Raw genomic sequence first — 12,751 nt, forward strand, 5'->3', positions numbered from 1 at the left:
AGCTCCCACAGGTTTTGTGTGCGCCGCAGACCCTTGTGGGAGCTGGCTTGCCAGCGATGCTTTTAGCGTCGGTACGAAGAGCCAGCATGTTGCTCAGGCAACTGCGCCTCACCGTGAAACAACTTCTCGCGCAAGCTGCCGCTGTCATACGCAGTCTTGTAAGAGCCGCGCCGCTGTAACTCCGGAATCACCAGTTCGATGAAATCGACATAGCTTTCCGGGGTGACGATGCGGGTCAGGTTGAAGCCGTCCAGACCGGTTTCGGCGATCCACGCTTCCAGCTCATTCGCCACTTGCTCGGGCGAACCGACCACGGTGATGTAACGGCCACCGAGGGCGTGCTGGTCAAGCAATTTGCGTCGGGTCCAGTCGTTGTTCTGCAGGTTTTTCGTTGCCGATTGAATGGCGTTGCTCTTCACGTACTGGATCGGCTCATCGATTTCGTACTGGGCAAAGTCGATGCCGGTGGAGGCGGAAAAATGCGCCACGCCGGCCTCGGCACTGGCGTAGCTGAGGTACTCGGCATGCTTGGCCCACGCCGCCTCTTCAGTGGCGCCGACGATGACGTTGAGGCCCATGAACACCCTGATGTCTTCAGGGTTACGCCCGGCCTCGACGGCACTGGCGCGGACCTTGTCGACCTGTACTTTGGTCGACGGTTTGTTCTGGCCGCTGATGAATACGCACTCGGCGTGTCGCCCGGCAAACAGCAAGCCGCGATCGGAGCTGCCGGCCTGAAACAATACCGGCGTGCGCTGTGGTGACGGTTCGCAGAGGTGGTAGCCCTCGACCTGATAGAACTCGCCTTGGTGCTCGATCTTGTGCACTTTTTTCGGATTGGCGTAGATGCGCTGTTCGCGGTCGTTAAGCACCGCGCCGTTTTCCCAACTGCCTTCCCAAAGCTTGTACAACACCTGCAGATATTCTTCGGCCTGGTCGTAGCGGCGGTCGTGCTCGACCTGTTCGCGCAGACCCATGGCTTTGGCGGCGCTGTCCAGATAACCGGTGACGATGTTCCAGCCAACGCGGCCGCGACTCAGATGATCGAGCGTCGACATGCGCCGGGCGAACAGATACGGCGGCTCGTAAGTAAGGTTGGCAGTGAGGCCGAAGCCAAGGTTTTTGGTCACTGCAGCCATCGCCGATACCAGCAGCAACGGGTCGTTGACTGGCAACTGGATCGACTCTTTCAGCGTGACGTCGACCGAGTTCTGGTAGACGTCGTACACACCAACGATGTCGGCGATGAACAGGCCGTCGAACAGTCCGCGCTCCAGCAACTGCGCCAGTTCGGTCCAGTACTCAATCGTGTTGTAGCGGGTCGAGGTGTCGCGCGGATGCGTCCACAGGCCATGATTGATGTGGCCGATGCAGTTCATGTTGAACGCGTTGAGCAGAATCTTCTTTTTCGCAGCGCTCATCAGATTGTCCCCCGCAGCGGAGGGTTTTCATTGTTGAGGTAGTAATTGCCTACTGCGTGATATTTCCAGCGCACCGGGTCGTGCAGGGTGTGCACGCGAGCGTTGCGCCAGTGGCGGTCGAGGCCGTGCTCGCTCAGGGTGGCCTGGCTGCCGGCGAGTTCGAACAGCGTGCTGCCAGCGGCGAGGGAGATTTCTGTGCTGATCGCTCGCGCTTCGGCGACCGCGATCGAGGCGGCGGCGACGGTTTCGGCGTTGGTTTCGGCTTGCGCGGCATCAAGAAATTCGCCGGCACGTTCGAGCAAGGCTTCGGTGGCGTGCAGGCGGATGCTCAGGTGGCCGAAGCTTTTCAACGTCAGCGGGTCTTCGGTGGCTTTGTCGTTGCCGGAATCGATCCATGGGCGGGTCTTGCTGCGCACGAAATGCAGGGCGTCTTCGTAAGCGGCGCGGGCGATGCCGGTGTCGATGGCGGCGTGAAGAATCTGCGCCAGCGGGCCGACCGTGGTCGGGCGCTCGAAAGCGCTCTGGAACGGCAGCACATCTTCGGCCGCCACATACACATCTTCGAACACCACCGAGCCGCTGCCGGTGGTGCGCTGGCCGAAGCCGCTCCAGTCGTCGATCACCGTCAGGCCCTTGCTCTCGCGCGGGACGAAGGCCAGTTGCTGTACGCCGTTTTCATCGACCACCGACGTTGGAATGCGCTGCGCGTAAATCGCCCCGGTCGAGTAGAACTTGCGACCGTTGATGCGATAACCAGCGCCGTCGCGTTTGAGACTAGTGACGCGGTCGTGGGCGGTTTTGGTGCCCAGTTCTGCCAAGGCATTGCCAAAGCGTTGGCCGGCGAGGACCTCGGCGTACAGGCGCTGTTTCTGTTCGTCGCTGCCATTCACGCGCAGCACTTCCAGTGCGTAGAAATGGTTCTGCGGAATCTGCCCGAGCGAGCCGTCGGCCTGGGCGATCAGCGCGATGACTTTGGCCAGGGTGACATTGGATACGCCCGCGCCGCCATATTCTTTCGGCACGCTGATGCCCCACAGGCCGGAACGGGAAAACACTTCCAGTTCTGCCAATGGCAGGCGGCGTTCGCGGTCGCGGATCGCGCTGTCGCGTTTGAAGTCTTCGGCCAGGTCGCTGGCAACGATCAGGGCTTGCTCATCGCTGGTGATGACCGCGACGTGATGGGAAAGCGTCATGTTTTTCTCCAGATGTCTGGTCGTCTCAGATCCAGGAATGGCGAGCCGGTAAAGTGCCGTTGAGGCGATAGGCGCCGACCGCGTGATACTTCCAGCGCACCGGGTCATGCAGGGTGTGCACGCGGGCGTTGCGCCAGTGACGGTCGAGATTGAATTCGGTGAGGGTCGCGCGACTGCCGGCCAGTTCGAAGAGCTTTTCGCTGGCCAGCAGCGAAATCTCGGTGGTCAGCACTTTCGCCTCAGCCACGGCAATCGAAGCGCGGGCGGCGGCTTCGGCAGTCAGCGGTGCGGCGTGGACCTGATCGAGCACTTGTCCTGCCCTGCGCAACAGCGCTTCGGCGGCGTGCAGTTCGATTTTCAGTTTGCCGATATCGGCGATCACGTAGAGGTCATCGCTGGCGCGCTCGACCTTGGCGTCGATCCATGGCCGCGCGCGGGTTTTGACGAAATCGATGGCGTCGTCGATAGCACCGCGTGCGATGCCGGCGTCGATCGCCGCTTGAATCAGCTGCGACACTGCACCTTGGGTGTTCGGCTTGTCGTTGATCTTCCAGTTGTCGATAACCAGGCTCGACTCGACGCGTACGTTGTTCAGCAGGATCGTGCCGCTGGCAGTGGTGCGCTGGCCGAAGCCCGACCAGTCATCGACGATGCGCAAACCCGGCGTGCCGCGACGGACGAAGGCCAGTACTTGCTTGCCGTCATCATTGAGCGCTTTCACCGCGACCCAATGCGCAAACAGCGCGCCGGTGGAGTAGAACTTCTGGCCGCTGATCACGTAGTCATCGCCGTCGGCGGTGATTCGCGCTTTCAGTTGCAGGGTATTTTTGTGCCGCGTTCCGGGCCGGCATTACCGATGCGCCAGCCTTCCAGAACACTCTGGAACAATTGCTTTTTCTGCGCTTCGGTGGCGCTGCCGAGCACCAGATTGATGATGCCGAACTGGTTCTGCGGAATCTGCCCGAGCGCCGGGTCGGCGGCGGAAATGATCGCGAAGACTTCGGCCAGCGTGACGAAGGAAACCTGCGGGCCGCCGTACTCACGCGGGATCGCAATGCTGCCGAGGCCGCTGCGGGTGAACTGTTCGATTTCCGACCATGGCAGTTTGCGTTGGCGGTCGCGTTTGGCCGCCTGCACGCGGGCGACTTGCGCCAGTTCGTGGGCGGCCTTGATGGCTTGAGCGTCGTTGCGCAGTACTTGCGCGGGCAACAACAGCGGGGCGATGTCCTGATCGGACTGCAGATTCGCATCTGCCAGCCTGGACATCAGTGCCGCTCCCTGGCTGCACGCAATGCCCTGGCGATCTGCACTGGGGTGATTGTGTTCCGGACCATACCTACCTCACATCTCATGAAAAACGCCGCGAAGTGCGACGATTGAAAGAATGTCCGGTGGTCCGGTGCATATACCCTAAGCGTGTATAAAAATTAAATAAACTAACTTTTAGGAATATGTATAGAAGGGGATGTCAGCATTGGTTAGTGAGTTTCAGGTGAGAGGTCACTGACCTCCCATCCTGAGCAGGTCTCACTTGGTGCGCGATTCAGCGGCCTTGAATTCGGGCTTCAAGGGGACTTTCACATACGGATTCACGCAACCGATTTTCAACGTGCGCGGCGGCGCCCAGCGCGAGTTGTTGCCGACCCGGTCGAGGATGCAATACGTCACGTCCAGCCGCAGATCCTCGCCCGCTTCGACGATGACTGCCGGTGGTACCCAGACCTGAATCGGCAGTCCGACATCCGCTGCTGTAACAGGCGCCAGATCCATGCGCACGTCGCCCCAGCGCAGGGTGATGGCATCGTCCTCGGCCATGTTCAGGTACGGCTCGATGGTCAGCGGCACGCCGCGTTTGATCTGGTTGGGATTTACTCCCTGACGGCGAATCGTGTCAGGGATGACCACCGGCGCCAGTTGCTGATTTTCGTCTTCGCACTGCGCAGTTGGCTGGCCTCCGGGGCAATCGAGTTTGACCTGCACACGGGTGGCTGGCGATAACGCCGGACCCTGGCCGACCTGCATCACGCGGTAGTGAATGCGCGCGGTACCGTTGGCAACGAAACTTTCCGGCACCCGCAGGCTGACTGACTTACCGACATCGGCCGTGCCGAGGACTTTTGAGGCGACATAGCATTTGTTCCAGAACAGTTCGATCAGATCACCATCATCCATGCCAGGGTAGGACGGCACATCGATCAACAGGTGAGCTGCTGTTGTCAGGTTGATGCCGGTCTTCTGTGCGCATGCCAGTGTTGGCGCTGCAAGTTCGGGGGTGTGCGAAGTGCGGGTCATCGGTTTCTCTCCTTGAAGTCTTGCAGCGAAATCCGTTTCTGGAAAACAAAAGGCGCGAATCAACTGGCAATAAAAGCGACAACTATTTGTTCGATTTTAGTGCGGGTTGTTTTAACTAAGGGCGCCGGTTGCCGACTAGATAAAAGTCTGCGGAGAGGAGTGTCAATAGCGGGGCTTAGTTAATCCGTGAATTACAAGTTAATCAGAAAGCTCCTACGTCATCGAAGCACGATGCCTAGGCTTTGGCGCGAAACCAGCTACAGATAAACGGCTATTCCCCAGCGTTTGGTGAGGGTTTGCTCGCGGGCAAACGTATGGAAATATGACGACATCGAGGATGTGAGTGGCCGTTGCGCAATGTAATATTTGCGCCCGCAAGTAACAAAGTAGAAAAATTGAAATGACGGGAGAGGTGACTTCCATCCGTGGAAGTTGAGAGGTCCTGCAAAGGAAGTTCTCAGGCGTGATTCAGAAACTTGCTGAGAAACTGTTGGGTGCGTTCTTCTTTCGGGTTGGCAAACAGTGCCTTGGCTTCACCCTGTTCAACAATTACGCCCTTGTCGAAAAACACCACGCGATTGGCCACGTCACGGGCAAAACCCATTTCATGGGTGACAATCACCATGGTGCGATTTTCTTCGGCAAGACCGCGAATGGTCGCCAGCACTTCACCGACCAGTTCCGGGTCGAGCGCGGAGGTCGGTTCGTCGAACAGAATCACTTCCGGCTCCATCGCCAGCGCCCGGGCGATCGCCACGCGCTGTTGCTGACCACCGGACAGACGACGCGGATAAGCGTCCTCCTTGCCGGCAAGCCCCACTTTGGTCAGCAGCTTTTTGCCCAGGGCAATCGCTTGGTCGCGCGGCATCTTCTTGACCACGATCGGACCTTCGATGACGTTTTCCAAAGCGGTGCGATGGGGGAACAGGTTGAAGTTCTGAAACACGAAGCCGACGTGCTGGCGCAGGTTGCGCACCAGACTCTGCTGCTGGTTCAGCGGGCGGCGGGTATCGATTTCGATATCGCCGACCTTGATCTGGCCGCTGGTGGGTTCTTCGAGGAAATTCAGGCAGCGCAGGAACGTCGTTTTTCCCGAGCCGCTGGGGCCGATGATCGCGACGACTTCGCCTTCCTTTACCTCAAGGTCGATGCCGTTGAGCACGACCTGACCCTTGAATTGCTTGGTCAGTTTTTCCACGACAATCATCGCGTCAGGACTCCTGGTCGTGCCGATTGACCCGCTCTTCCAACTTGTTCTGCAAGTGCGAAAGCACCGTGGCCAGAATCCAGTAGATCAGTGCGGCGGCAAGATACATGGTGAAGACTTCGAAAGTCCGGGCGGTAATCAGCTGCGCCTGACGGAACAGCTCCGGCACCTGAATGGTCGCGGCCAGCGCCGTGTCCTTGACCAGCGAAATGAAGCTGTTGCCCAGCGGCGGCAAAGCCGTGCGCATCGCCTGCGGCAGGATGGCCCGGCGCAGGGTCTGCGCGCGGGTCATGCCGATACTCGCAGCGGCTTCCCACTGACCACGTTCGATCGAACCGATTGCAGCGCGGAGGATTTCACAGGCGTAGGCGGCCATGTTCAACGAGAAACCGATCAGCGCTGCTGGCAGCGGATCAAGCTCCATGCCCAGTTGCGGCAAGCCGTAATAGATCACGAACAGCTGCACCAGCAACGGCGTGCCGCGAAAGAACGACACATAGATGCGTGCCAGCCAACTGACTGATTTGAAGCGCGACAGACGCATCAGCGCGAGGCCGAAGCCCAGCAGCAGACCGAAGAACATCCCGCCAAGGCTGAGAACTACCGTGTAGTACGCGCCCTTCAACAGAAAGGGCGCGGAATCCAGCGCGAGTTGGAAAGCCTCTTCCATTATTTAGTGACGTCTGCGTTGAAGTATTTCTTCGACAGTTTCTCAAGAGTGCCGTCGGTACGCAGTTCGTCGAGCGCCTTGTTCACCGCAGCCAGCAGTTCAGGCTCGCCTTTGCGCAGGGCGATACCGGATTCCTGACGGGAGAACGCTTCACCGGCAGCCACGGTTTTCGGGGCTTTCTTGGCATATTCGAGCGCAGCCAGACGGTCGATCAGGATGGCATCGGTACGACCGTTGTTGAGGTCGGCGAACTTGGTCGGATCATCATCGTAGGTGCGCACGTCAGCACCGGGCACGTTGGCGCGAACCCACTGCTCGTAGTTGGTGCCCAGGCCGACACCGACTTTCTTGCCGGAGAGGTCAGCGGCGGTCTTGATGTTCAGGGCCGACTCTTTGCTTTTCAGCACGAGAGCCTGAATGCCGGAGACGGTGTACGGTTCAGAGAAGTCATACTTCTTCTTGCGCTCGTCAGAGATGGTCACTTGATTGACCACCAGATCCAGACGTTTGGATTCCAGGGCAGCGAGGATGCCGTCCCACTTTGTCGGCTGGATCTTGGCCTTGACGCCGAGCTTCTGCGCCAGTGCTTCGGACAGCTCGACTTCGAAACCGGACAGCTTGCCGTTCTCATCGACGAAGCTGAACGGTGGGTAAGTGCCTTCCAGGCCGACGTTGAGCACGCCTTTGTCCTTGATCTGTTGCAGCTGCTCACCGGCCACTGCCTGACCGATCAGGCCGGCGCTAAGCGCAAGACCCAGCGAACCGACCAGCAGAGTGCGACGTAGTGCGGAAAAATTCATGACAAGCCCCTGTGTTTTCTTATGGAAGACGCTTAAGGAATGTAGGCAAATGGGTGATTTGGACGACAGCGCTATCCTGCCTTAAAGCAGCTTAAGCGTCTCGCCCGAAATTCGCCTGCGGCGAGACTATAAGATGTCTGTTTTAGACTTGAAAATACTAGATTGTGTTTCTTTTATAGTTTTTTGGAATATGTGCCCGTTCAGTTGTGGCGAGGGGATTTATCCCCGTTCGGCTGCACAACTGTTGCAAAGTCCTGCGACGTTGTACTCACTTGCGAAAGCAAGGGGCCGCTCCGCGACCCAACGGGGATAAATCCCTCGCCACAGATATCTGCAATCTGCAGTGATCATCTTGTCAGAAAATCCTTGTAGGCAAACAACGCCGGCGCGCCACCGGTGTGCAGGAAGATGATAGGACCATCATCGAAGCGCTGCCGGCCGATCCCGTCGAGCAGACCGGCCATGGCCTTGCCGGTGTAGACCGGGTCAAGCAACAGACCTTCCTGAGCCGCCAACAGTTTCACCGCCGCCAGCGTGCCGGCATTCGGCTCGCCATAACGCGGGCCGAAATATTCGTCCCACAGCTCGACCTTGAAGCTGGCCGGCAACTCGACGCCCAGCAGCTCTGCGGTGCGTTCGGCCAAACCCTGGACCTTCGGCCGCTGGTCTTCTTCACTGCGCGAAACGGTCACGCCGATCACCGGCAGTTGCGGCAACGCCTCACTCAGCGCCAGCCCCAGACCACTGTGAGTACCGGCACTGCCTGAAGCCAGCACCACAGCGGCGAAATCGAGGCCGCTGTCCTTGATCTGCTCAGCCAGTTCCAGTCCGGCGCGGACATAACCCAGAGCACCGAGCGCGTTGGAGCCGCCAATCGGCACCAGATACGGCTTCTTGCCGTTGCTGCGCAGGCGCGCGGCGAGGGCGGCCAGTTGTTCGTCAGCATTATCGAGGTTGTCGACCAGTTCGACCTTGGTGTCGAACAGGTCCAGCAACAAGCGGTTGCCGTTGCCGGTGTAGTTGCTGTCGTCGGTGCCGAGCGGATTTTCCAGCAGCGCCACACAGCCCAGGCCGAGTTTCGCGGCCAGCGCGGCGGTCTGGCGAACATGGTTCGATTGCAACGCACCGGCCGTGATCAGCGTGTCAGCGCCTTGCGCGAGCGCGTCGGCGGCGAGGTATTCGAGTTTGCGCAGCTTGTTGCCGCCCATTGCCAGCGGCGTCAGGTCATCGCGCTTGATATACACCTCGCGACCGAGCCAAGCGGACAAGCGTTCGAGTTTTTCCAGCGGCGTGGGGTGGCTCAGCAGTTCGAGACGGGGAAAGCGTTGCAGCTGTTGTTTGATCATGAGTCCGTACTGGCGCAGAAGAATGAATGGACTATAGGCAGGCGCATTTGCCCGGGCAACCGCCAATCGCTTATAGCCAAATGGACTGACGCCAGCACTATCGGTTCTTAATTCGTCGGTAGAGGCATGCCGTAAAGTAGGCGCCGTTGACGCGGCCAGACAGTCCGGCCGCCCGTAAGGAGTCTTTACCGTGAGCGAGCGTTCCAGCCATTGGCAATTGCAGACCATCGTCAGCCAGCTGCGCAGTGCGCGGGATCAGTGGCGTGCGCAGAACGGCCGGGCATCCGGCGAGCAGGGTGGGCGCGAATTGCCATCGCGAGCGGCAATGGCGGAAATCCTTGAAGCGCTGTGTGGCGCGCTGTTCCCTATGCGTCTGGGACCTGTGGATCTGCGTGAAGAAAGTGAAGATTTCTACGTCGGCCATACGCTTGATGTTGCGTTGAATGCGTTGCTGGCGCAGACGCGCCTGGAGCTGCGTTACGTTGCCCGCCACAGCGCGCAGGACGACAGTGAAGTCGAGGCGCGGGCCATCCAGATCGTGCAGGATTTCGCTCTCGCGTTGCCGGGTCTGCGCACGCTGCTCGACACCGATGTGCTGGCGGCGTATCACGGCGACCCGGCGGCACGCAGCGTTGATGAAGTGCTGCTGTGCTATCCGGGCATTCTCGCGGTGATTCACCATCGCCTGGCGCACCATTTATACCGTGCCGGGCTGCCGCTGCTGGCGCGGATCAGCGCGGAGATCGCGCATTCGGCGACGGGCATCGATATCCACCCGGGCGCGCAGATCGGTCGCAGTTTCTTTATCGATCACGGCACCGGTGTAGTGATTGGCGAAACCGCGATCATTGGTGAGCGGGTACGGATTTATCAGGCGGTGACCCTGGGGGCCAAGCGCTTCCCGGCGGATGAAGACGGCCAGTTGCAGAAGGGCCATCCGCGTCATCCGATCGTTGAGGATGACGTAGTGATTTACGCCGGGGCGACGATTCTCGGACGGATCACCATCGGCAAGGGTTCGACCATTGGCGGCAACGTGTGGCTGACGCGCAGCGTGCCGGCGGGGGCGAATCTGACGCAGGCGAATCTGCAGCATGATGATGGGACGCAGAAGTAGGTCTTGAATCTGTGTTGTTGTATCGGGCCTCTTCGCGAGCAGGCTCGCTCACAATTGGAATGCGTTGCAAATGTGGGAGCGAGCCTGCTCGCGAAAGATTTCCAGGCCGGATCAAGGTAGTGGCCTTAAGCCAATTCATCAGTGAACGAATCTCTCCAAACCCGCGTCATACCCCTCTTTGGGCGCTGTAGGAAACCTACCGCCCAGCCCTGCGATTAGTCCTTACCACCCCATTCATGTTTAACTTGAACGTTCATTCAAGTTAAACCGGTGGTTCGCTGCCCGCTCACAACAGGAGGCTTGCCTTTGCTGAGTCCGATCATTTCAGCCACGTTTCAACCCTTCGAGGTGCACGTTTCATGAGTGCATCGTCTACCCCCGCCAGCGGTCTGGTACGCATGAATCCGCCGGTGTTCTACTTCGCCGCGACGGTCATTCTGCTGTTTGGTCTGGTCGTCATCGCCATCCCCGAGCAGGCCGGCGCCTGGTTGCTGGAAGCGCAAAACTGGGCGGCCAATACGGTCGGCTGGTATTACATGCTCGCGATGACCCTGTATCTGGTCTTCGTGGTGGTCACCGCCTTATCCGGCTACGGCAAGATAAAACTCGGTGCCGACCACGACGAGCCCGAATTCAGTTACCTGTCCTGGGCCGGCATGCTGTTCGCCGCCGGGATCAGCATCACGCTGTTCTTCTTCTGTGTCTCCGAACCGCTGACGCACATGCTGCAGCCGCCACAAGGCGAGGCAGGTACTGCCGATGCGGCACGCCAGGCGATGCAAATTCTGTTTCTGCACTGGGGCCTGCATGGCTGGGGCGTGTTCGCCTTTGTGGGCATGGCGCTGGCCTATTTCGCTTATCGGCACAATCTGCCGCTGGCCCTGCGTTCGGCGTTGTATCCGCTGATCGGCAAACGCATCAACGGCCCGATCGGCTACGCAGTCGACGGCTTCGGCATCATCGCTACGGTGTTCGGCCTCGGTGCGGACATGGGCTTCGGTGTGCTGCACCTCAACTCGGGCCTGGATTATCTGTTCGGCATCGCCCATACCCAGTGGATTCAGGTCGGCCTGATCACGCTGATGATGGGCGCGGCGATCATCGTTGCGGTGTCCGGTGTCGATAAAGGCGTGCGGGTGATGTCCGACATCAACATGCTGCTGGCCTGCGGGCTGCTGCTGTTCGTGTTGTTTGCCGGGCCGACGCAGCACCTGCTCAACACCCTGATCCAGAACGTCGGCGACTACCTCGGCGCGTTGCCGATGAAGAGCTTCGATCTTTACGCCTACGATAAACCGAGCGACTGGCTCGGTGGCTGGACCGTGTTCTACTGGGCCTGGTGGATCGCTTGGTCGCCGTTCGTGGGCCTGTTCATCGCGCGGATTTCCCGTGGCCGCACCATCCGTGAATTCGTCTTCGGCGTGCTGTTGATTCCGCTCGGTTTCACCCTGGCGTGGATGTCGATCTTCGGCAATAGCGCCTTGGATCAAGTGCTCAACCACGGCATGAGCGCGCTGGGTATGTCGGCCATCGATAATCCGTCGATGAGCATTTATCTGCTGCTGGAAACCTATCCGTGGAGCAAGACCGTCATTGCCGTGACGGTGTTCATCAGCTTCGTGTTCTTCGTGACGTCTGCGGATTCCGGCACCGTGGTGCTCTCGACCCTGTCGGCCAAGGGCGGCAACCCGGATGAAGACGGGCCGAAATGGCTGCGGGTGTTCTGGGGCGCAATGACCGCGCTTATCACCAGTGCGCTGCTGTTCTCCGGCAGCATTGATGCGCTGAAGTCGGCGGTGGTGCTGACGTCGTTGCCGTTCTCGTTGATTCTGCTGCTGATGATGTGGGGCCTGCACAAGGCGTTCTATCTGGAATCGCAGAAGCAGATCGCGCAGCTGCATTCGCTGGCGCCGGTCTCCGGTTCGCGGCGTGGCACCGGCGGCTGGCGCCAGCGCCTGAGTCAGGCCGTGCACTTCCCGTCCCGCGACGAGGTGTACCGCTTCATGGAAAGCACGGTGCGTCCGGCGATCGAGGAAGTGACCGCCGTGTTCGTCGAAAAAGGCCTGCACGTGGTCACTCAGCCGGATCCGGCGCATGACAACGTCAGCCTGGAAATCGGCCACGGCGAGCAGCATCCGTTCATCTATCAGGTACAGATGCGCGGCTACTTCACGCCATCGTTCGCGCGCGGCGGCATGGGTTCCAAGCAACTCAACAATCGTCGCTACTACCGCGCCGAAGTGCACTTGAGCGAGGGCAGTCAGGACTACGATCTGGTCGGCTACACCAAAGAGCAGATCATCAACGACATCCTCGACCAGTACGAACGGCACATGCAGTTCCTGCATCTGGTGCGTTGATCCAACGGCTGAGCGCCGAGACGTTTTTACGCCTCGGCGCTCAGCACCATGAACAACACCATTGCCGCCATCGGCACGCCGAATACCGCACTGCCAATCGCTATTTCCGACCCTACGGACTGGCCGGCATGCACCACCCCCACCGTGCCATTAATCACCGTCAACGCCAGCCACAGGGCGGCGAAGCCGAAGGCCATGGTCTGGCGGCTGAAGCCGATGCGCTCGCCGATGTAGAGCATCAGGGCGAGCAGGATCAGGCCGAAGAAGATGATGATGGCGGTGTGCATGAGTGTGCCTGCGGGTTATGCGGTGTTTGATCGGGCCCTTCGCGGGCAAGCCCGCTCC

At 59.7% G+C, this 12,751-nt stretch carries 10 protein-coding genes and 1 pseudogene; 2 read left to right on the top strand and 9 right to left on the bottom strand.

Going from position 1 to position 12,751, the window contains the following annotated elements:
• Positions 1–62 precede the first annotated feature (62 nt).
• From LJU32_05755 to LJU32_05790, 8 genes and pseudogenes are all read right to left on the bottom strand, one after another.
• Complete coding sequence (locus LJU32_05755) at positions 63–1,421, bottom strand: LLM class flavin-dependent oxidoreductase (GenBank protein WKV89830.1); 1,359 nt, start codon at positions 1,419–1,421, stop codon at positions 63–65.
• The gene (locus tag LJU32_05760; protein WKV89831.1) at positions 1,421–2,614 is read right to left on the bottom strand and encodes an SfnB family sulfur acquisition oxidoreductase; all 1,194 of its coding nucleotides are present in this window, start codon (positions 2,612–2,614) and stop codon (positions 1,421–1,423) included. The genes LJU32_05755 and LJU32_05760 overlap by 1 nt, the downstream gene beginning before the upstream one ends.
• Before the next feature lie 25 nt (positions 2,615–2,639).
• Positions 2,640–3,880: pseudogene (locus LJU32_05765) on the bottom strand (SfnB family sulfur acquisition oxidoreductase).
• A gap of 261 nt (positions 3,881–4,141) precedes the next feature.
• On the bottom strand, positions 4,142–4,906 hold the full coding sequence (locus LJU32_05770; protein ID WKV89832.1) for a hypothetical protein: 765 nt from the start codon (positions 4,904–4,906) through the stop codon (positions 4,142–4,144).
• A gap of 457 nt (positions 4,907–5,363) precedes the next feature.
• Positions 5,364–6,113: an L-cystine ABC transporter ATP-binding protein YecC gene (gene yecC, locus LJU32_05775; protein ID WKV89833.1), complete on the bottom strand. Its 750-nt coding sequence runs from the start codon at positions 6,111–6,113 to the stop codon at positions 5,364–5,366.
• A 4-nt stretch (positions 6,114–6,117) separates the two neighbouring features.
• Positions 6,118–6,783, bottom strand: coding sequence for a cystine ABC transporter permease (gene tcyL, locus LJU32_05780; protein WKV89834.1), 666 nt, complete (start codon positions 6,781–6,783; stop codon positions 6,118–6,120).
• The gene (gene tcyJ / locus LJU32_05785) at positions 6,783–7,583 is read right to left on the bottom strand and encodes a cystine ABC transporter substrate-binding protein (GenBank protein ID WKV89835.1); all 801 of its coding nucleotides are present in this window, start codon (positions 7,581–7,583) and stop codon (positions 6,783–6,785) included. The genes tcyL and tcyJ overlap by 1 nt, the downstream gene beginning before the upstream one ends.
• 347 nt (positions 7,584–7,930) lie before the next feature.
• Positions 7,931–8,929, bottom strand: coding sequence for a D-cysteine desulfhydrase (locus tag LJU32_05790; GenBank protein ID WKV89836.1), 999 nt, complete (start codon positions 8,927–8,929; stop codon positions 7,931–7,933).
• Between the two features lie 190 nt (positions 8,930–9,119).
• On the opposite strand from LJU32_05790, the gene LJU32_05795 reads away from it, so the two are divergent.
• Together LJU32_05795 and betT are read left to right on the top strand one after the other, a co-directional pair.
• Positions 9,120–10,046 (top strand): serine acetyltransferase, encoded by a 927-nt coding sequence (locus tag LJU32_05795; protein ID WKV89837.1) that lies wholly within the window; start codon positions 9,120–9,122, stop codon positions 10,044–10,046.
• Between the two features lie 398 nt (positions 10,047–10,444).
• The gene (betT, locus tag LJU32_05800) at positions 10,445–12,406 is read left to right on the top strand and encodes a choline transporter BetT (GenBank protein ID WKV91045.1); all 1,962 of its coding nucleotides are present in this window, start codon (positions 10,445–10,447) and stop codon (positions 12,404–12,406) included.
• A gap of 26 nt (positions 12,407–12,432) precedes the next feature.
• Here betT and LJU32_05805 read toward each other — a convergent pair whose 3' ends face one another.
• Complete coding sequence (locus LJU32_05805) at positions 12,433–12,693, bottom strand: hypothetical protein (protein WKV89838.1); 261 nt, start codon at positions 12,691–12,693, stop codon at positions 12,433–12,435.
• Positions 12,694–12,751 lie beyond the last annotated feature (58 nt).

Origin of the sequence: Pseudomonas sp. B21_DOA (assembly GCA_030544685.1) — a bacterium.
In the GTDB taxonomy this organism is placed as follows: domain Bacteria; phylum Pseudomonadota; class Gammaproteobacteria; order Pseudomonadales; family Pseudomonadaceae; genus Aquipseudomonas; species Aquipseudomonas fluorescens_AO.

Excerpts from the sequence above, each read along its gene's own strand:
- LJU32_05755 (WKV89830.1), bottom strand. The coding sequence starts at position 1,421 with ATGAGCGCTGCGAAAAAGAAGATTCTGCTCAACGCGTTCAACATGAAC.
- LJU32_05760 (WKV89831.1), bottom strand. The coding sequence starts at position 2,614 with ATGACGCTTTCCCATCACGTCGCGGTCATCACCAGCGATGAGCAAGCC.
- tcyL (WKV89834.1), bottom strand. The coding sequence starts at position 6,783 with ATGGAAGAGGCTTTCCAACTCGCGCTGGATTCCGCGCCCTTTCTGTTG.
- LJU32_05790 (WKV89836.1), bottom strand. The coding sequence starts at position 8,929 with ATGATCAAACAACAGCTGCAACGCTTTCCCCGTCTCGAACTGCTGAGC.
- yecC (WKV89833.1), bottom strand. The coding sequence starts at position 6,113 with ATGATTGTCGTGGAAAAACTGACCAAGCAATTCAAGGGTCAGGTCGTG.
- tcyJ (WKV89835.1), bottom strand. The coding sequence starts at position 7,583 with ATGAATTTTTCCGCACTACGTCGCACTCTGCTGGTCGGTTCGCTGGGT.
- LJU32_05770 (WKV89832.1), bottom strand. The coding sequence starts at position 4,906 with ATGACCCGCACTTCGCACACCCCCGAACTTGCAGCGCCAACACTGGCA.
- LJU32_05805 (WKV89838.1), bottom strand. The coding sequence starts at position 12,693 with ATGCACACCGCCATCATCATCTTCTTCGGCCTGATCCTGCTCGCCCTG.
- betT (WKV91045.1), top strand. The coding sequence starts at position 10,445 with ATGAATCCGCCGGTGTTCTACTTCGCCGCGACGGTCATTCTGCTGTTT.